This window comes from Photorhabdus sp. HUG-39, assembly GCF_963878365.1.
GTDB classification, from domain to species: Bacteria; Pseudomonadota; Gammaproteobacteria; order Enterobacterales; family Enterobacteriaceae; genus Photorhabdus; species Photorhabdus kayaii.
In genome coordinates this window covers 1-18,403 of sequence record NZ_CAWNWY010000038.1, presented here as the reverse complement: position 1 = coordinate 18,403, position 18,403 = coordinate 1, and the positions used below count along the sequence as shown (strand labels likewise).

Genomic DNA, 18,403 nt, shown 5'->3' with positions numbered 1-18,403 from the left:
TGCGTTCTTTCTTTACCGGCATGGAAAATATTGAGCTCCAGTGTACCGGTTGTTGCTTTTCGACCTTCAAAAGGCAGAAAACGGCTATCTAGGTTGCTCAGAGTGGTACTACCGACATTCAAACTTTGTCCGACACGTAACCAGGTCAGACGTTGCCAAAGTGATGTAAAACTTTTCGGCCAGTTATTTTCTCCTAATAGCAAGGTATTCACTTGCGCTATCGTACCTTTATCCATCTCATGCAATGTGGCGATAAGTGAAGCTGCATTTTCAGCCGTCATATCTTTAGCATTTAATTGATCGAAATAGCGGATCATTTCATCACGGGAAACGGTGACCTGAGTTTGCCACTATTTAAAACATGATAGTGTGAGTAATAAGTGAGTTTTAGTGGTACAACTATTGAAGCGGCGGCTTGATCTGGATTACCCGCAATCAATATCTATCTTAGGTATTTAGAATCATTTTCACTATTTGGTAAGAGTGTTAACTGATGGAGGAATGACTTTATAGCGTGAAAGCTTATTATGTTAAGCTTAATTTTTATTAATGTAGGAATAAAAAATTAATTTAATCATAGCGGTAAAGAAACCTCGTAACAGTTTCAGACTGAAAATAATCAGACTTGAATTGATCGGGGCATTTCTGGTCTTTTACCGGGTGATGGCTCCTCGCCTTATCGGCATAGATATCTACACAGTTTCCGTCAAAAATGGTATTGATATTCAGTATGCCCTCAATTTTTCTATCGTCAGAACAGATAAATAACGGATAGTTTCATGTTTATTGATACTCACTGCCATTTTGATTTCCCTCCGTTTCGTGATGATGAACAGCAGAGCCTGCAACGGGCGGCACAGGTTGGTGTGGATAGAATTATTGTCCCCGCTATTAGTAGTGCAAATTTGCAACAGGTATCTGAATTGGCTTGTACTTATCCTGCAATTTATGCTGCATTGGGTTTACATCCTCTTTATATCGATCAACATCAGGAAGCGCATCTTGCGGATTTGGAATCGTTTCTGAAACAGAAACATGAAAAGTTGGTGGCGGTTGGGGAGATTGGGCTTGATCTCTATATGACTGAACCCCAATTTGAAAAACAGAAAGCGTTGTTATGCGATCAATTGCGGTTAGCAAAACAGTATGAACTGCCGGTTATCCTTCATTCCCGAAAAAGCCATGATCAACTGGCAGCGATCCTAAGAAGAATCAACCTTCACCGTACCGGTGTAGTACACGGATTTGCGGGTAGCTTATCGCAGGCGGAGGCTTTTATCGGTTTGGGATATTACCTTGGGGTAGGGGGAACCATTACTTATGAAAGAGCGCAGAAAACACGTCGCGTAATGGCTGAACTCCCGTTAACGTCTCTGGTGCTGGAAACCGATGCTCCAGATATGCCGCTTTTCGGTTTTCAGGGAGAACCTAACCGGCCGGAAAAAATTGCCGGAGTTTTTGCTTCGTTATGTGAGCTCCGCCGCGAAGTTCCTGATGAGATTGCTCGCCAACTTTATCATAACAGTGTTGAGTTATTTGGATTAATTATATGATTTAGAGCCTATCTCAATAGGCGTAATTGTTGCAGACAGTTTGAACACGGACAGCGCGGAAAAACCGGAGCGTACACGTAGTACGTGAGGATTTTGAGCACTGCCCAGGTTCAAAATGGCAAATAAAATAGCTCTATTGGGATAGGCAGTTACAGAGTGATTTTAACGACTATTGGTAAAGCTCCAAGGTTATAATATTTGCAATTAATTTTCCTTGAAAAAATCCTTTATAAATTCATCCGTATCAATTAAATCACCTTTAATTTCGCTCGACAGTTTGCTCAAAAAGTCAACCAAATATTGGGCATTCAATTGTGCAATCTTCTTACCCTCTGTGGTATTCATTTTTTCGGGGAGTTTAAATAACTTTGTCTGAAAGTGATCGATTGTATAGGATTTGTCATCCAAGGGGCGATTAAGTGCAAAGGGATCATCATGATGAAAAAGCCCCTGACCGAGCATACCCGCTATATAAAATACTCTGGCGAGTCCAATAGCCCCTAATGCATCCAATCGGTCTGCATCTTGGAGTATTTTAGCTTCTATTGTTTTGGCAGGTAAGTTTGCGCTGTAGCTATGGGTTATAATGGCGTGTTCTACCGCATCATAAAGTTCTTTTGGGAACTCTGGAAATTCAATAGATAGAATTTTTACGGCTTCCTGTGCTGCAAGTTTTGAAGACTGTTTTTTTTCTGGATGATCCTTTGGTAATGACACAATGTCATGTAAGTAACTTGAGGCAATGATAATTAAAGGCTCACCTCCTTCTTTCTCCATGATTCTTTTCGCGTTATTTGCAACACGGATCAGATGCCCAATATCATGAGCATTATCATTAGAGTGAGCGAGTCGATGTTTCAAAAATTCTCTCAAGCGTTCTTCTAGCATATTGGCTTTCATTATTTTCATATAATATGTCTTCATATCTTCTATCTTCTATCTTCTATCTTCTGTCCTTTAGCTGTGCTTACCTGATAATTATTTCTTAATTGTTGATTATTTTGCCATTCCGAGATTAGATTATCTATTGAAGATTATTTCCGCAAATTTGTGTGATTCACATCACATTTATCATTTTTTTATTGCTTTTTTCAGTAGATATTTGTGATGTCAATAGCTTGTTCATTCCGATGACTGAGTATAATCAGCGCCGACTCATCGTCAGTGAACGATTTACGTTCAACTGGCATATTTAATTTATTATTAAGTGAACAGGGATTCTTCCAATGCAACTCTTTATGAGCTTGGTCGGGATGGTAGTGCTGATTTTGATCGCAGTACTCTTTTCCAGTAATTATCGCGCTATTAAACTCCGTACTGTCCTTGGTGCCTTTTTGATTCAGATCGCTATCGGTGCTTTTGTACTTTATGTTCCCACAGGTAAGAAAATATTAATGGGTATGTCTGAGGGAGTTTCTAGTGTTATCCAGTTTGGTCAACAAGGAATGGATTTTATTTTTGGTGGATTAGTTTCCCCCAAAATGTTTGAACTGTTTGGTGGTGGGGGATTTGTTTTCGCCCTGCGTGTACTGCCTATTATTGTTTTCTTCTCTTCATTGATTGCAGTGTTGTACTACATTGGTGTTATGCAGCTAGTTATCAAAGTCTTGGGGGGGGGGCTGCAAAAGATTCTCGGAACTTCACGTACAGAATCTTTGTCTGCGACAGCGAATATTTTCGTGGGCCAAACTGAGGCACCACTGGTTGTTCGCCCTTATATTGCGACTATGACTCAATCTGAACTGTTTGCGGTAATGAGTGGTGGTCTGGCATCCGTTGCGGGTTCAGTACTGGCGGGTTATGCATCAATGGGTGTTCCTTTGGAATATCTGATTGCGGCTTCCTTTATGGCGGCACCAGGTGGCCTGTTGTTCGCGAAATTGATGGTGCCTGAAACTGAAAAGCCACGCGATACTGTTGATGCAATGTCACTGGTCGCTGAAGAGGAACGTCCTGCTAACATTATTGATGCAGCCGCCTCTGGTGCTGCTTCTGGTATGCAATTGGCATTGAACGTCGGGGCAATGTTATTGGCGTTTGTTGCCCTGATTGCATTGTTGAATGGTATTCTCGGTGGAATCGGTGGTTGGTTTAATTATCCACAACTTTCTCTTGAACTGGTGTTGGGGTGGGTCTTCGCGCCAATTGCTTACCTGATTGGTGTTCCGTGGAATGAAGCAACGGTAGCAGGTTCTTTCATCGGTCAAAAAATAGTTGTGAACGAATTTGTTGCTTTTATGAATTTCGGTGCCTATTTGAAACCGGATGATGTGGTTATGGCGGCGGGTTTGCAGGTTCTATCAGATCATACTAAAGCAATTATCTCCTTCGCATTGTGTGGTTTTGCTAACCTTGCTTCCGTTGCTATCCTGCTAGGGGGTCTGGGCGGTATGGCACCGAACCGCCGCGGAGATGTTGCTCGTTTGGGAATGAAAGCCATTATCGCGGGCACATTATCCAACTTAATGAGTGCAACTATCGCAGGCTTCTTCCTGGCTCTGTAACGTTGCTGAAATTAGGCAGGTGGGATAATCCCGCCTGCAATCTATCGTCCTACCGGTTTATCTTTAATTCGTGATGAAGAAGCAGCGTCTTTATACTCTTTATACTCTATTGTTTGTTGGACGTGAGTTATACCCGTCATCTTTCAAGTTGCCTCTTTGTTGGCTGCACTCACTCACCCCGGTCACATAGTTATCTATGCTCCCGGGGATTCACTCCCTTGCCGCCGCAATGCATCTTGAAATCCATAGGGTATATATTTTTTGTCGTGTATTATTTGATGATAATCTAGCAGAAGCTAGCCGCGATAATAACGTTGGAGAGTTTTATGACCGATTTAACCGCAGCAGCGCAGCGTGCGCTGAGTTTGATGGATTTAACGACACTCAATGATAATGATACCGATGAAAAAGTGACGGCACTTTGTCATCAGGCGAAAAGCCTCGCGGGCAATACTGCGGCTATCTGTATCTACCCTCGTTTTATTCCTCTGGCACGTAAAGTATTACGTGAACAGGGCACACCTGAAATCCGCATTGCAACAGTGACAAACTTCCCACATGGTCATGACGATATTGACATCGCTTTAGCTGAAACCCAAGCGGCTATTGCTTATGGCGCTGATGAGGTCGATGTGGTTTTCCCATACCGTGCATTGATGGCCGGTAATGAACAAGTCGGTTTTGAGATGGTAAAAGCGTGTAAAGCCGCCTGTGCAGAAGCGGATGTGCTGCTAAAAGTTATTATTGAAACGGGTGAACTGAAAGAGGCATCTCTGATCCGTAAAGCATCTGAAATTTCAATCAACGCGGGTGCCGATTTTATCAAAACATCTACAGGTAAAGTGCCGGTTAACGCGACATTGGCAAGTGCTGAAATCATGATGAAGGTGATTCATGAGATGGGTGTGGGTGAAACGGTTGGCTTCAAACCGGCTGGTGGCGTGCGTACCGCTGAAGAGGCTGCACAATATCTGGCATTAGCTGATCATATCATGGGTGACAAATGGGTTGATGCCCGTCATTTTCGTTTTGGGGCTTCTAGCTTGTTAGGCAACTTGCTAAATACTCTGGGTCATCAGGGGCAAAAACAAAGCAGCCATTATTGATAATCGCTCACCGCATCAGTCGGCGCGTAACGGCTTTAATCATGATTAATACCCTATGGATTTTAAGATGGATCGCGACGGCAAGGGAGTGAATCCCCGGGAGCATAGCGAACGATGTAACCGGGGTAAGTGAGTGCAGCCAACAAAGAGGCAATTTGAAAGATAACGGGTATAGCGTGATTTGACGCAGGAGAAAATTATGAAACGTACATTCATCATGGTATTGGATTCTTTTGGCATTGGTGCCAGTAAAGATGCCGAAAAATTTGGTGATCAAGGATCTAACACCTTGGGGCACATTGCAGAAGCGTGTGCCCGTGGTGATGCGGATATCGGTCGCAAAGGGCCTCTGTATTTGCCGAACTTAAGCCGTTTAGGCTTGGGGAAAGCGACTGAGGAGTCCTGTGGAACTTTCCCTGTCGGTTTGGATAAAGACGCAGACATTATTGGTGCTTACGCTTACGCCAGTGAACTTTCTTCCGGCAAAGATACACCGTCAGGTCACTGGGAAATTGCCGGTGTCCCGGTGCTATTTGACTGGGGTTACTTCAAAGATGAAGAGAACAGCTTTCCGCAGGCACTGTTGGATAAACTGGTAGAGCGTGCAAATTTGCCAGGTTATCTCGGTAACTGCCACTCTTCTGGTACGGTTATTCTGGATAAGTTGGGTGAAGAACATATGAAAACGGGTAAACCGATTTTCTATACCTCTGCTGACTCGGTATTCCAGATCGCTTGCCACGAAGAGACCTTCGGTTTAGATCGCCTATATGAACTGTGTGAAATCGCCCGTGAAGAGTTGACTGATGGCGGTTACAACATTGGTCGGGTTATTGCGCGTCCATTTGTTGGAGACAAGGCGGGTAATTTCCAGCGTACCGGTAATCGTCATGACTTAGCTGTAGAGCCGCCGGCTCCTACCATGCTGAAAAAATTAGTCGATGAGAAAAATGGCGAAGTCATTTCTATCGGTAAAATTGCCGATATCTATGCAAACGTCGGCATTACGCAAAAAGTGAAAGCGACCGGCATTGATGCATTGTTTGATGCAACGCTGGTGGAAATGGAAAAAGCAGGTGATAACACTATCGTATTCACTAACTTTGTCGATTTCGACTCTTCTTATGGTCATCGTCGTGATGTTCCGGGTTATGCGGCGGCATTAGAACTGTTTGACCGTCGTCTGCCTGAAATGCTGAAACGGGTGAAAGATGATGACATTTTAATCCTGACCGCCGACCACGGTTGTGATCCAACGTGGTCTGGTACTGACCACACTCGTGAGCACATTCCGGTGCTGATTTATGGACCAAAAGTGAAACCTGGTTCATTGGGTCACCGTGAAACTTTTGCTGATATTGGACAGACAGTCGCTAAATATTTCGAACTGTCGCCAATGGAATATGGCAAATCAATGTTCTGAACCTACTGATTGGCTGCTTTTGGGCAGCCAAATATCACTAAAATAACCAGTAAATAAAAAAATATAAGGAATTTAATTATGGCTACTCCCCATATTAATGCTGAGATGGGTGATTTTGCAGATGTTGTTCTGATGCCTGGCGATCCGTTACGTGCGAAATATATTGCTGAAACTTTTCTGGAAAATGCGCGGCAGGTAAACGATGTACGCGGCATGTTGGGGTTTACCGGTACTTATAAAGGCCGCCCGATTTCTGTGATGGGGCATGGTATGGGTATCCCATCCTGCTCTATCTATGCGAAAGAGCTGATCACTGATTTTGGTGCTAAAGTCCTTATCCGTGTAGGTTCCTGTGGTTCAGTACGTCAAGATGTTCAATTGCGTGACGTAATTATTGGCATGGGGGCATGTACTGATTCCAAAGTTAACCGTATACGTTTTAAAGATCACGATTTTGCGGCGATTGCTGATTTCGATCTGGTCCGTAACGCTGTTGATGCGGCTAAAGCAAAAAACATCAATGTGCGCGTAGGTAACATTTTCTCGGTTGAGCTGTTCTATACTCCTGATCCACAACTGTTCGATATCATGGAACAATATGGCATTCTGGGCGTAGAAATGGAAGCTGCGGGTTTTTACGGTGTTGCGGCTGAATATGGCGCAAAAGCACTGACTATCTGTACCGTTTCTGATCACATTCGCACTCATGAAAAACTGACCGCCGAGGAACGCCAGACGACTTTCAATGAAATGATTGAAATCGCATTGGAATCCGTTCTGTTGGGTGATAAATAATTCTGGTTCCACATTTGCTGTTGATTGCATAAAAAGAGCCGCTTTTTATTTAAATGCCAGCCAGTTGAAAAAATTGGCTGGCATTGCTTTTTTATTGAGTGGCTTTTTCCAACGCTTGAGCCAAATCGGCGATAAGATCCTCGGCATCTTCTATACCCACAGAAATACGTACCAACTGTGGTGTGATCCCAGAAGCAAGGCGTTTTTCTAATGGAATAGACGCGTGAGTCATACTAAATGGTTGGCTGATCAGACTCTCCACCCCGCCCAGACTTTCTGCCAGGGTAAATAGTTTTAGCTCTTGAATTAACCGACGGGCATAATCATCATCACCGTTTAAGTGAACAGAAATCATACCGCCAAAGCCCTTCATTTGACGTTTCGCCAGTTCATGCTGTGGATGGGAAGCGAGGCCGGGATAGAAGACGGTTTCGATCTGAGGCTGTTGTTCCAGCCAGTGAGCGATCTTTGATGCACTGTCAATGTGGCGTTGCATACGCAGAGCAAGTGTCCGCATTCCGCGTAGTACCAGGAAACTACTAAATGGATCGAGCACACCACCTACAGAGTTTTGCAGAAAACCAAGTTTTTCTGCTAGCTCTGCATTTTTTCCGACAACTGCCAGCCCGGCGATCACATCGGAGTGGCCGTTTAAATATTTAGTGGCGGAGTGCACGACGATATCAAATCCCAGATCAAGTGGGCGCTGGAGATATGGTGAGGCGAAAGTGTTATCTGCCACACTAATAATACTGTGGCGTTGCGCTATTTGTGCGATAGCCGTCAGATCTGCCAGTTTCAGCAAGGGATTGGTGGGGGTCTCCACCCAAATCATTTTTGTGTCGGGACGAATAGCTGCTTCAAGGCCAGTAATGTCATTGGCTTCCACGTAAGTGACACGCAAACCGGCGGTGCGGCTACGTACTTTTTCGAGTAGCCGGTAGGTACCACCGTACAGATCATCGACTGCCACCAAATGGCTATCTTTATCCAAGAGTTCTAGCACCGTGGAACTGGCAGCGAGCCCTGAGCTAAAAGCGTAGCCTCGGCTACCGTTTTCCAGTTCGGCTATCGCGCTTTCCAGAGCGTCACGTGTCGGATTACCACTGCGGGAATATTCATAACCCGTGTGTTGACCGGGGGCTGATTGGGCGTAAGTTGATGTTGCATAAATTGCCGGCATTACCGCACCAGTGTGATCTGGTGTGTAGCCGGCGTGAACAGTTTTAGTATCGAACTTGGTCATAAAATCATTCCTAAAAATCAATTAAGTTGCTGACGCCATGCGTTCAGCACATCTGTGCGAGTTACCAGCCCAAGAAAATGGTCATTATTGACGATCAGCGCCACATGTCCGGCGTCGAAAGTTGCCATCAATTGTTGCAAAGAAGCGTTCTTATCCAGCGTTTTCACCTGATGAGTCATGGCGTGGCTAACGGGCAGGCTAAAATTGCGTGGATCAGCCTGCACGGTGTGCATCAAATCCCACTCGTCGATGATGCCAACGACTTGCCCTCCTTCCAGCACGGGTAATTGAGAAATCTCATACAAGCGCATTCGGGTATGTGCCGTTTTTAACGTATCTTCTGGCGATATAAAAACCGTAGCGCCATCCTGATAACGGTAAGTAATATAATCGCTGAGATCGTGCTGTAGCACACGCGATTGGAACCCCTGTTCTAGCATCCAATAATCGTTAAACATTTTTGACAGATACTTGTTTCCACTGTCACACGCTAGCGTAACCACACGTTTGGGGGTAGTTTGCGCTCGGCAATAGCGCAGTGCGGCGGCGAGCAAGGTTCCGCTGGAAGAACCCGCCAGCACACCTTCCTTTAGCAACAGATCACGGGCACTGGAGAAAGCTTCTGCATCACTGACACGGTATGCGTGGCGCACTCGACTAAAATTGCCCAGAGGAGGGACAAAATCTTCGCCAATACCTTCCACTTGCCAACTCCCGGCCTCACCATATTTGCCGTGTTCGATATAGTCCACCAGGATAGAACCATTTGGGTCTGCCAGAACAAATTCAGTTTCCGGCGAAACTTGAGCGAAATAGTGGCTCAAGCCGCCAAGCGTGCCACCGGACCCGACACCGATCACCACTGCATCGACATTGTGGTCCATTTGCTGCCAGATTTCCGGTCCGGTAGTGGTAGTGTGCGCTGCTGAATTAGCTGGATTATTGAACTGATCGATGTAATAAGCACCGGGGATCTCTTGCGCCAGACGTAGGGCATAATCTTGATAGTACTCTGGATGACCTTTGCTGACATCAGAACGGGTAAGACGTACATCGGTACCTAGTGCACGCAGATGAAACACCTTCTCTCGGCTCATCTTATCTGGAACAACCAGAATCAATTTATAGCCTTTCAGGGCGGCGACCAGTGCCAACCCGATGCCGGTATTACCAGCAGTCGCTTCGATAATTGTACCACCAGATTGAAGTAGCCCCTGTTCTTCTGCCTGCTCGATCATGGAAAGAGCAACGCGATCTTTAATAGAGCCACCGGGATTTTGATTCTCCAGCTTAATAAATAATTGACATGGGCCGGTATTTAGATGGGTTAACTCCAGCAACGGGGTATTGCCAATCATATCGAGAACAGAGCGTGATGTGGTCATATCATATCCAGATAATCCGTTGTATTCAGATAGTTATGGAGGATAACGCTGTATATGTATTTGTTTGAAAGAATGAATAGCAACCATATATAGCCAAAAGGAATATATTAGTTTTACTTTAGATGTGAAGAAGTATAGACGTTTAGATTTCCTGATTTATTAAAGTGTGAGGTAAATAAAATCATTTAATTTACTGTCAGGAGCTAATCAGAATAAAAACGATGATTTTTATCGACAATTTATACTTCGATAACTTAGTTATTAATCTAAGAAGTATTCAGGTTTCAAAAATATTCCATGAACAAGATGATGGCTATTTTCATCTTGTTTCTTGGAGTCTCCGTTGTGATTTTAAAATAACATCTTCCTGTTTACTGTCATTAAGATATGAGATTTTTTTACTCTGGAAAATCATATGCATTTTGTGTAGAGTTTGATCGTGAAAAAATAAAATAGAAGAGATTTTATGAATGAGGTGGTCTGAAACCTTAAAAGAAAAACTTTTTGATATCGCTTATAAGAAATTGGAGTTATTTAAGAAGTTAGATAATGTTGTTGATGAACATGCTCAAATCTTGGAGGAGATTAGACAAGATCTTAAACATGATGAAGCGACAGCTACGGCCATTATGTTTGAGCTTGCAAAAATGGGATTCCTATACCAAAGAAGTAGAGATAAGGCACGCAAAGTCGCTTTGCCGATGAAGGACAAAACAGCTTCTAAAGACGATTTTACATTATGTGTATCTTATAAAACGCTAACAAAGAAAGATAAAGAGGCATTTTTAGAAGCTAATCAACTTCTTGAGTCGGGATGGTTGGTAGATGATGTTGTTACTCACTTTTCTCTGCAATTAAATCGATCAAAAAGAAACATTATACAAGAATTATATCGCCAAAAATTGATTATTCTCTTAGATGGAAAATATCAGCCGTGTGGCATAACTCATATGTCAGAACAACCCGGCCTTGCTAATTACTTAGCGAATAAGAGAGCGCCACAGCATCTTAAAGATGACATTAATGTACTGAGAGCTCAATTATCTGAGCTCTATAACGTATATCAAAATAATCACCCAACACTGGTATTTTCAAATGACGGAACGGGTTTTGGTAAGAGTTATGGAGTACTTAGCCGTTACATTGAATCGGTTGCGATTAATGTGAAAAACAGTGATTTTACCAATTTTTTATTTGTTACTCCCCAGAAATCACAAATTGATTTTGACAAGAAACTGATTAAAAAGGCGAAGAAAAAAGGCATTGAGTTTCTTGGCCTTTACAGCCAAGAAGATCTGAGAGATTTGAGCTTTATAAATTGGGTTGAAGATTGTAATGGAAAGATTATAGAGAATAGAGAACGTTATTTAACATGGGAAAAAAGAGCGAAAAAATCACCGCTAGCATCGAAAGCCAATAATTTAGCTGTTATTGTTAGAATGATAGATAGTATTGAAAAGCAAATTTTCATACAAAAACGGCAGGGTGATGACTATGATCTTATTCAGGATTATGAAGCTCAGCTGAAAAAGTATAAATCTAATTTAACGAGGGTGCTTGATGAGTTATCAGAGGCTGCTTTAAATCAACAAGAGTCGGCAGTTAATCTGCCTGCTATTATGGGAGCAGAGAACAAGATTGATCAGTTGCGTAAAGAAATTATCTTTCATTGTATACCTATGGCGGCAGCGATGGTTTCGCCTTGTATTCTGCTGGCAACGACTAGCAAATTTGACAGACCGATTAAAATGCCACGGATAAATAAGGTAGGTAAATATATTGTAAAATCGATTCCTTTTGATTACTTAATTGGTGGAAAAAAGAAACTCACAGACAGTATATTAAGTGCTTTTTTAGAATCCCCTGTTGCAGAACAAATTGAATATTTAAAGACAGAGTTTTTCAAGATCGACGACAAAAACTATTTTAGGAAACACAATATCAGTTTTACATTAGTGATTGATGAAGAACATGAGGCTTACCGAGTTTTTTCAAAGTCGCGTAGTGTGAATTTAATTGATGATAAAGTACAACTTGTTCATGTTTTTGCGGTAACTTACCGTCTATTACAACAAGTGAAAGATATTGATGTTGCTAAGATACCATATTTACCTTTTTTCTCTGAGAAAAATGAATTTATTCATGATATCAAGGAATATTTGAAAAAGAATTGCGAACTATCTTTAGAAGGTACTATTGAACAAAACTTGGAGTCTTTACTTAAGCTTTTTTCTGGCAATATCGATTTTGTTCAAATTAAGAGTGATGATATTGAGCAAGTCATTAATATTACAAGGAATGTATTTAGTTTTTCTCCCAAACGTTTTTTTAATGAAGAATCATTAAAGAAGGTGAAAATTGAATTTGTGCATAGAGGAGGTGGTTGTCAATTATATTATTCTACGGATAGTCGAGATAAAAATCCTTCTCTTCATGATACTTATCAACTTGCAATGGTAGTATTAGCTGCTGCTGCTAAGATTTCTAGTCGTTCACAATTTGCTAAATCACTTAGGCAGGCGGGGGATAGTAGTCAAAACTTTTTGATGTATAAGTTTATACAGAAAGCAGGAAAAATCAGGAATGAACTGAAACAAATGTTTGATCATCCTGCGTCGGAAGAAATGTTGATTTCTCACTTTTATACATATTTTCAGTCTAAAACCGTATTTACTATAGAGCGGATGAAAGAGTTAGAGTTTCAAGACGAGGCATTAAGTAATCTCACGTATATAAATTTTACTCTTGATCTTATTAAAGAGCAGCCTGAAGTGGCTTTGCTCCGTAGTCTCTATAACACAAGAAATAGTGTAATTTGTCTCAGTGCGACGACAGGTTTTGCTGAAACCTATTCAGGGCAATATAATCGTAATTTCTTACGGCGATTTTGCTCTGGTAAACCAAATAATTTAGATATTCAAATTATTGAGCGAAGTGGTACTGATATTGCGTTATTGGCTTCTCTGCGGGATAAACGCGCAGAACTGAGAACTATCGACTTTGCTGTATTTAATTCAGATCTTCCTTTATTTGATTTTTGCAAGGATTTTGATGAGAGTTTTAAAATAAAATTTAATTTTCTTAGGGACGAGCTTTACGGTTTGGATAAAAACTTTAAAAAGAGTTTAAATAACTATCAAAAGATAGAGTTCGAACGTCAGCTTTGTTCTATGCTCCTTGCTGCTTATCAAGGCAAGCATACGATGAGTTTGGCATTGAGTAACCGCTTTCAGCGCAAATTGAAAAAATATTTTTCCAGCTCAGAAGTAAAAATTAAGAATATCAAAAAAGTGCATAATTCATGGAAAATATTTGAGTATTTACCTTTTGCAAATAAACCTAAGATCCGTGTAATTTTATTTGATGCGGAATTACGTAAAGAGTGTAATATTAGAGACTTCACCCATATAAAGGATGAAAATACCAAAGTTGTATTACTCTCCTCTTATAAAAGTGCTGGTACAGGGTTAAATTATTTTCTTACTTATCCAGAAGAAGGTGGGGATTTATTTGAGGAAGATTTTGAACGTTTAGTATTAACGAGTGTACCATTCTGGAGTGCGATCATTAAAGATGAAAAAACAAATGATAGGACACTTCACTCGTTGCAAAACTATCTGCTGTTAATGAAACAATGTTCTGATTCAGATGAAGAAAAATTTCTAAAAGATTTTGATATCAATTTATCTAGTGGTGAAGATTACCAGTTTTTAATGCGTGAGCATATGATTTCTAAACTAAAAGATTTAATGCAAGCTATTGGGCGCGTTGAGCGTAAAGATACGAAGATGAACACAGAGATATTTATTCCAGATAGTGCTGTAGAGGATGGAATAGTTCTGTTTAATCAATTTACTCGAATTAAAAAAAATCGTCCGATATTGGAGAGTATGTCTCTATTAAATCATAATTTTATGCGGCTATGCGAAAAAGAAAGAGTGATATGTAGTTTTAAATCGTGTGAAGAGAGAAAATCATTTGAGAAAGAAATAGCTCGAAATTCGGCTTTACTTAAAGAATTTTTTGAAGATTTTGTTCCAGAGGTTCTCTCAGTTGCAAGGAAAGATAATGTTGAAGCGATTATATTTAATGAACAGCTTCGATCTATTGAAAGTTTGATATCGCCATCAAACTGTGTAAAAAAATTGAAATCAAATCCTCATGTTCAAAAATACCAAGCAATGATGGATGCGGTTGATGCATTATATATTGATATATCTACCGCTCCACAGTTAAAGTTAAGTATTAAAAATCTTGAAGATGGGATAGTAACGTTAACTGATATTGAACATGGCTATTCAATATATCATCCTAAGGAATGGATATTTTCAGGTATTGGTAATCGAGTTGGTGGTAGAAAAGATGAACATGTCACACATCTTTTAAAAGAAATTACAATTCTAAGCAAGAATGTGTTTAAAGATTGCATTCCACATCCCTTTTTTATTCCATTGCTCAAAGGGAATATTGGTGAGTATTTATTTACCTTACTTTTGGCTAGATTACATCATTGTCAGCCAATAGATCCTAAATTATTGAGTGGAAAAATAGGAAAAAAAGCTTATGAGTTGTTTGATTTTTATATTGAGGTGGATAAGCATTTAATTTGTGTTGATACAAAAAATTGGTCATCTACTTTAGATAAAAGATATCAATCTTTAAAAACGCATAATAATGCGCAAAGAAAAGCTGAAACTATTTTAAGTTATATTGATAATAAATATGAATCGGTTAAGTTCGTATACTTAAATACTCGTATAGAAAATAACCCATTAAATCTTGAACAAGAAATATCTTCAGATAGTAAAATTTATTATCTTAACTTATTTAAAGAATACTTTGGGTATGAAAACAAAAAGCAAGATTATGATCAGGATTTTCGTATAGGTTCAGGAAGTGAGTTAGTTAAAGAAGTTCGTATTAATAAACAAATTTTAAACTTATTGCAAGGTGGTTGATAATGATAAAGTTAGCTGATATTGCTAAAGATTGTTCTGGCGTTTCTCCTGTAGCTAAAACTAATATTTTAGACATTGACGGGAGTATTTCTGTTAATATAGAAAAGCTATTTGAAGTAGATGATGGTAGTGGATTATATATTACTCACGGTCAAAAGAGTTTTGTTAAAGAAGTAGGAGAAAGAGACAAAGATTTCTATACTAAAGTAGATAAGGAAATACAAAAAATCATAAGGAAAAAACTAAATTTAAATCCATCAGAAAAAGTGTTTTACGATAGTTTTTGGAGTAATAAAGCAGTTCACTTTTTTTATCTTTCCGACCAGGAATATGACATAAAAGGGTTTATTGATAAACTTGAAGAAAATAGCAAATTTTTATGCAATGTTTTTTCTGCGATTGTGGGATTGCATATTAAAAGAATTTTTCTGAAAGAACTTGCAGAGAATTATGAAATAGAACCTGAATTTTATAATTCACGAATTTATTTATCAGCAGAACAACGAGGTAATATAATTGATACTTTTTATCCACATTTTCATTTCTTTTATCAAAAAGAATTAGTCGTAAATTTACATAGAAAGGTTTTTAGAATTGAAAAAAAAGTGGATTCATACAATACAGAAGAAATTCAATTGTTATTTAGAACTAAAGAAAATAATTTTCAGGTCACAGATAATATCAATACCAATGAACACTCTGAGAAAAAATTTATGCGATTCATGAAAGGATATCGAAATAGTAAAAATTATGTTCAAAACTTGATTATACAAAAAATAAAAGAACTATTAAATCATGCTGAGATCTCTTTTAATGAAAGATACTTTAGAGCTGATTATGTCCTTCATGACTTTATCACGGTTAATAAAAATTTATTACATCCTCTGGTATTAATAGATGCCAGAATGCCAAAGCATTCTGCTGATAGTAAATCCAAAATGTTTTTGGAAAAAGAGATTAAGGAAGTATTTGAACTAAAAGAATTAACTTATTCTTCTGCTAAAGATTTTAATGCATTGGATAAAAATAAAAACTATTTAGTTCTCAATTCATTGGATGATGGAGCTAAAACCAGTATATTGGTCAAGGGTGAAATTAAAAACACGACATGGGATGCATTTAAGCATATTGGAGAAAAGGGAATAGAAGATGCTGAATTGGATTACTATTCGGAATTAAAACACTATAGGTTTGAAGAGCAAGGTGAAACAGTTATTCAGGGTATAAATTTAGATAATGATATTGTGGAAAACGATAAGAAGACCGGCTTGGAAAGATTAAGTAATAAAATAATTATAAAAATTCAAAAGATCAAAAGTGAACTTTGGTTAAAAGAGAGAATTTTCAAAGAGAAAAAAATTGAAAATATTGATCTTCCTGATTTAAAGATAACTCTTGTGTATATTAGGATTCCAGAAGAATATAAGAAAAATAAGGAAATACTTGCTTCAATAGTTGATGTTGATATTCATAATAAAACGCTTTTCATCAATGAGCATTCACTGGTGAATAATGCAGATGCTCTTGGGGAAAAATGCAAGTTTATGAAAAAAATATCAAAACTTTATAATGATTCTTTTTATTTGTTTGATAATGTTGAAAAAGTATGTCTTAGTCGATATCACTCGGATAGAATTCCTAGAATCATCGGTAATCAGAAAATAGATAATATTGAATATGCCTTGGAAGATGAAAATTTAGTGAATAGGGTATGTAATCCGATTGAAACAGTTTTGCCCTATTACTTAGCGCCTAAACAGAATAGTCAGTATGAACATATTTATCTTCAACCGAGGGGAGATGACTTATTGTATTTTGTATCACCATGCAATTCACCTCATCAAACGATTGCAAAAGAGAACTTAATTTATAATATTCTGACTATGGATAAAGAGGGTAAACAGATAAATGCGATGGAACAAAATATTACATCTATTTTCCTACGTTCTTTTACCAGCGATATATTAAGGTTAAGGGAAGTTAGTAAAAGCTCTTTATTTGAGAAAATAGCTAAGATATACATTGAAAACTAGGTGAAAATTAAAAGGTTTTCTCTGAAAAAGCGGAAGGATTATACCGGCGGCACCGAGGCCATGCTAAAAGTCACGGTGCCATCTCTTCCTTCGAAAGGGTACTCCCGCTGACATAAAGCGGGAGGGGAATAACTGGCAAAAGTAGAAACGCAAAATCCAGCGCATACATGCCCGTATCGCCAATATCCGCAAAGATTACCTTCATAAAGTCACGATGACTATCAGCGAAAACCACCAGCAAAAACCACGCAATGATCGTCATTGAGGACTTAAAGGTGAAAAACCTTAGTTTTTACATATTCCTGAACTGATTCAAAACATTTAACAGGATTAACGGGATTTTGAAAATGATTAAAAGAATGGGTTTTGATTTTAATACCATTAGCTAATCTAGTTTTAAACCTGAAAAATAAAATACAGGAAAAACGAGAAAACTGAATGCCAATTTAATGAAAATGGGGAGGATAAATATAGGCTATAAAACGTAAATATCATTCATTAAATCTTTTCTAGCGGTCGTAAAATCCTTTTTATCGGTGATTAGTCAGCTAAGGGGGAAAAACAGATACTCCATTAATGCCAGATTTTTAAAAGGTATAGAGTGATTAAAGATGGCCTATTTACTGCCATAACCATTTAAAAGCACGAATACAGAGAGATTAAATTTTTATATAACAGGTTGATTTAACATAATAAATACCACTTTTTAGCAGAATAGTTAATGATATTTAATCGAAACCTATTAACCATTAACGGAAAGTTGAAAAGAAATCAGCACGATAGGGAAAGTTTTTTAATGAACTGAAAGTGAGATGTTTTCTCACCGTCATTTTAAGACGTAAGCTATAAAAATAATGCAATAAAAAAGAGATAAAACGGTTAATTTGGCAGGATTTAAGCCATGGAAAAGGAGGGTTTATCCGAGAAAACATCAAGAGATATCTTTAATATAGTCAGGCTATTTACTGGCTGATTTATATACCCGTCATCTTTCAAGTTGCCTCTTTGTTGGCTGCACTCACTCACCCCGGTCTCATAGTTATCTATGCTCCCGGGGATTCGCTCCCTTGCCGTCGCGATGCATCTTGAAATCTATAGGGTATAAAAGCCACTTACTGCTTATCCCAATAGGGCTATTTTATTTGCTATTCTTTGCCATAAAGAGCGAACCTGGGCAGTGCTCAAACCGTCATTCCGCACCGTATTTCTGATTTAAAAATAATGTGATCTTACACAGGTTTTTTGTATTGATGACATCGGTGGGGTTGACGGTAATCGCCAATTTTGATCTATTACTTTTATTTGCCGGAAAGCGAATATGTCCACACCCATACCTGCCATTAAACGTCTCGATCATCTTGGCCTTATCGCCGCTTTTTGTCATGAAGCCGGTTTACCCC

The 18,403-nt window shown here is 39.1% G+C and carries 13 protein-coding genes and 2 pseudogenes; 10 read left to right on the top strand and 5 right to left on the bottom strand.

Annotated features, from left to right (window positions below; genetic code table 11):
* Positions 1-89 precede the first annotated feature (89 nt).
* Positions 90-380, bottom strand: a pseudogene (locus AAC155_RS19980) (hypothetical protein); the annotation flags it as partial.
* A 250-nt stretch (positions 381-630) separates the two neighbouring features.
* Between AAC155_RS19980 and AAC155_RS19975 the strand changes: the two are divergent.
* Positions 631-768 (top strand): hypothetical protein, encoded by a 138-nt coding sequence (locus tag AAC155_RS19975; RefSeq protein ID WP_158536608.1) that lies wholly within the window; start codon positions 631-633, stop codon positions 766-768.
* 11 nt (positions 769-779) lie between these two features.
* On the top strand, positions 780-1,553 hold the full coding sequence (locus AAC155_RS19970; RefSeq protein ID WP_113043864.1) for a TatD family hydrolase: 774 nt from the start codon (positions 780-782) through the stop codon (positions 1,551-1,553).
* Between the two features lie 204 nt (positions 1,554-1,757).
* On the opposite strand, the gene AAC155_RS19965 is transcribed toward AAC155_RS19970, so the two are convergent.
* On the bottom strand, positions 1,758-2,453 hold the full coding sequence (locus tag AAC155_RS19965; RefSeq protein ID WP_109791941.1) for a phosphohydrolase: 696 nt from the start codon (positions 2,451-2,453) through the stop codon (positions 1,758-1,760).
* Between the two features lie 338 nt (positions 2,454-2,791).
* On the opposite strand from AAC155_RS19965, the gene AAC155_RS19960 reads away from it, so the two are divergent.
* The 4 genes from AAC155_RS19960 to deoD all read left to right on the top strand — a co-directional run bounded on the left by AAC155_RS19960 (position 2,792) and on the right by deoD (position 7,381).
* The gene (locus AAC155_RS19960) at positions 2,792-4,057 is read left to right on the top strand and encodes a NupC/NupG family nucleoside CNT transporter (protein WP_191214955.1); all 1,266 of its coding nucleotides are present in this window, start codon (positions 2,792-2,794) and stop codon (positions 4,055-4,057) included.
* A gap of 326 nt (positions 4,058-4,383) precedes the next feature.
* The gene (gene deoC / locus AAC155_RS19955) at positions 4,384-5,163 is read left to right on the top strand and encodes a deoxyribose-phosphate aldolase (protein ID WP_113043862.1); all 780 of its coding nucleotides are present in this window, start codon (positions 4,384-4,386) and stop codon (positions 5,161-5,163) included.
* A 199-nt stretch (positions 5,164-5,362) separates the two neighbouring features.
* Positions 5,363-6,586, top strand: a complete 1,224-nt coding sequence (deoB, locus tag AAC155_RS19950; RefSeq protein ID WP_113043861.1) for a phosphopentomutase — start codon at positions 5,363-5,365, stop codon at positions 6,584-6,586.
* 78 nt (positions 6,587-6,664) lie between these two features.
* The gene (gene deoD / locus AAC155_RS19945) at positions 6,665-7,381 is read left to right on the top strand and encodes a purine-nucleoside phosphorylase (RefSeq protein ID WP_113043860.1); all 717 of its coding nucleotides are present in this window, start codon (positions 6,665-6,667) and stop codon (positions 7,379-7,381) included.
* 91 nt (positions 7,382-7,472) lie between these two features.
* Here the strand turns inward: deoD and AAC155_RS19940 are convergent, their stop codons facing one another.
* Positions 7,473-8,627 (bottom strand): trans-sulfuration enzyme family protein, encoded by a 1,155-nt coding sequence (locus AAC155_RS19940; protein WP_113043859.1) that lies wholly within the window; start codon positions 8,625-8,627, stop codon positions 7,473-7,475.
* 17 nt (positions 8,628-8,644) lie between these two features.
* On the bottom strand, positions 8,645-10,012 hold the full coding sequence (locus AAC155_RS19935; protein WP_113043858.1) for a pyridoxal-phosphate dependent enzyme: 1,368 nt from the start codon (positions 10,010-10,012) through the stop codon (positions 8,645-8,647).
* A 470-nt stretch (positions 10,013-10,482) separates the two neighbouring features.
* On the opposite strand from AAC155_RS19935, the gene AAC155_RS19930 reads away from it, so the two are divergent.
* The 3 genes and pseudogenes from AAC155_RS19930 to AAC155_RS19920 form a co-directional block, all read left to right on the top strand.
* Positions 10,483-14,970, top strand: a complete 4,488-nt coding sequence (locus AAC155_RS19930; protein ID WP_113043857.1) for a hypothetical protein — start codon at positions 10,483-10,485, stop codon at positions 14,968-14,970.
* Positions 14,971-14,972: 2 nt separating this feature from the next.
* The gene (locus AAC155_RS19925; RefSeq protein ID WP_113043856.1) at positions 14,973-17,003 is read left to right on the top strand and encodes a hypothetical protein; all 2,031 of its coding nucleotides are present in this window, start codon (positions 14,973-14,975) and stop codon (positions 17,001-17,003) included.
* A 127-nt stretch (positions 17,004-17,130) separates the two neighbouring features.
* A pseudogene (locus tag AAC155_RS19920) lies at positions 17,131-17,293 on the top strand (transposase); the annotation flags it as partial.
* Positions 17,294-17,897: 604 nt separating this feature from the next.
* Here the strand turns inward: AAC155_RS19920 and AAC155_RS19915 are convergent.
* Positions 17,898-18,029: a hypothetical protein gene (locus tag AAC155_RS19915; RefSeq protein ID WP_262405182.1), complete on the bottom strand. Its 132-nt coding sequence runs from the start codon at positions 18,027-18,029 to the stop codon at positions 17,898-17,900.
* Positions 18,030-18,321: 292 nt separating this feature from the next.
* Here AAC155_RS19915 and AAC155_RS19910 point away from each other — a divergent pair.
* Positions 18,322-18,403, top strand: an 82-nt coding sequence (locus AAC155_RS19910; RefSeq protein WP_223121420.1) for a DUF4277 domain-containing protein, incomplete at its 3' end; no start/stop codon positions are given.